The organism is Streptomyces sp. NPDC005070, assembly GCF_053600395.1.
Genome location: NZ_JBSFZS010000395.1, coordinates 1 through 2,138 on the forward strand (window position 1 = coordinate 1; position 2,138 = coordinate 2,138).

2 protein-coding genes are annotated in these 2,138 nt (G+C 74.6%); both read right to left on the reverse strand.

The window, feature by feature from the left end:
* A partial coding sequence (locus ACWEBX_RS39465) for an ATP-binding protein (RefSeq protein WP_451889526.1) occupies positions 1-497 on the reverse strand: 497 nt, incomplete at its 3' end.
* 362 nt (positions 498-859) lie between these two features.
* Positions 860-2,050 carry an epoxide hydrolase family protein gene (locus ACWEBX_RS39470; protein ID WP_451889527.1) on the reverse strand — a complete coding sequence of 397 codons (1,191 nt, stop codon included), beginning with the start codon at positions 2,048-2,050 and terminating at the stop codon, positions 860-862.
* Positions 2,051-2,138 lie beyond the last annotated feature (88 nt).

The following is a 2,138-nucleotide window of genomic DNA, read 5'->3' on the forward strand; positions in this document are numbered from 1 at the left end:
CGCACGGCGTCCGCGGTCTCCAGGAGGAGTCGCAGCGAGGAGGCGTCGGCCGCGTGGACGTCGTCGAGGACCAGCAGCAGGGGCCGCCGCCGTGCCGCCGTCGTCAGGATCTCGGTGACATCCCCCGCCAGTCGCACCCGCGCGGCTTCCGGGTCCGTCTCGGTCCGTCCGCCCGGCGCGGACCCCGCGAGCACCGCCCGCAGCGACGGCGACGCGGTGACCAGCCGTCCGCAGCGCACGTCGTCCGCGACGAGTTCGCGCAGCAACCGTGACCAGGGCCTGAGCGCGTGTTCCACGGCGTCCGGCGGGCACCACGTCCACACCGTGCGAAAGCCCTCGGCGCGTGCGGCGGCCTCCTCCGCGACGCGGGTCTTGCCCGCTCCCGCCGCTCCCGTCAGGGTGACGAGTCCGCCGCGGCCTGCGGCGGCGTGCTCCCATGCTGCCCGCAGCTCACCGAGCACGTCCTCGCGTCCCACGAACGGGAAACCCGTCACCATCGCAGTCCTCGCCGGTCCTTCCGCGCCGCGCCCTCCCGTAGAGCGTAGGCAGGCCGCGCGAGGGCCGCGCGGCACGGACACGCCGGGCGTCCGGTCGCGTCGGCCGGGACGGGACGAAGGCCCCGAGGGGATGCCGCTGTCGCGCAGCGGCGCGACGCCCCGGTCGGACTCCGCCTCCACGCTGTCGGCGTCGAACGGATCACGCACCAGTTCGCCGCCGCAGCACGTCGGTGCCGTCAGATCCGGCTTGAACTCCAGGACGCGGCCGAGCTGCCGCGACCGTATCCCGGCCGCGAGCCGGCCCTTCCTTCCGAGGCTGGGATGCGCGAGCCCGGGCCAGTCCCGCGAGTGAGGCCGGTTCGTCAAGTGGAGCGAGGCCGGTCGGCCGCCGCGGCCCGGTAGGGGCGGAAGAACGCGCGCAGTTCCTCCGCGTAGATCTCGGGTTCCTCGAACGGGGCGAAGTGCCCGCCGCGGGCCGGCTCGGTGAGGCGCGCGAGATTCGTCGTGCGCTCCAGCCACGCCCTCGGCGGGCGCACCATGTCGCCGGGGAAGAGGGCGAATCCCGAGGGCACCTCGACCCGGCGGGCCAACTGGGCGGGCGGGATCGCCGCGTTCGCGCTGTACATGCGCATCGACGAACCGATCGTCCCCGTGAGCCAGTACAGCGTCACGTTCGTGAGGATCTCGTCCTTGGTGAAGGACCGCTCGACATCGCCCTCGCAGTCGCTCCACGCCCGGAGCTTCTCGACGATCCAGGCGGCGAGCGCGGCCGGCGAGTCGGTGAGCCCCACGGCGGCCGTCTGGGGTTTCGTGCGGTGCATCGCGGCGTACGCGCCCTCGGCACCGCCCCAGGCCGCGGCCCCCTCCATCCACGCGCGCTCCTCGGGCGTGAGCTCGGAGGGGTCCCCGGCGAACACGGGCAGACCACCGTCCATGCGGTGGACGGCCACGACACGGCCGGGGTGATCGAGTGCCAGATAGCGGCTCACATGGCTGCCGATGTCGCCGCCGGCCGCGCCGAAACGCTCGTACCCGAGGACGTCCATGAGTTCGGCCCACAGACCGGCGACGGCGATCGAGTCGAGCGGCGGGCCGGTGGGGCGGTCGGAGTGCCCGTAGCCGGGCATGTCGGGCACGATCACATCGAAGGCGTCGGCCGGATCGCCGCCGTACGCGCCGGGATCGGTCAGCAGCGGGATCACCTTCGTGTACCGCCAGAACGAGTCCGGCCAGCCGTGGCTGAGCACCAGCGGCAGGACCGGCCCGGCCGGTGCGACGGCCCGGGCGTGCACGAAGTGGACGCCGAGCCCGCCGAGCCGCACACGGAACCGGGGGTACCGGGCCAGCTCCGCCTCCCGCGCCGGCCAGTCGAACCCGTCGGCCCAGTACGCGACGAGCTCGCGCAGGTAAGCGAGATCCGTCCCGAGCGACCACCCGGCGTCCTCGGGGGCGTCCGGCCAGCGGGTCGCGCGCAGCCGTGAACGGAGGTCGGCGAGCGCGGCCGGGTCGGTCCGCGCGGTGAACGGCTCGGGTCGGGGCGGGACATCAGACATGCGTCGCATCCTAGGGAGCGGGTCGGCCGACTCGCGGGCGCCGGGTTCGCGGCGGTCGCGCGCCCCTCCGGACGGTCGCATCGCGGTG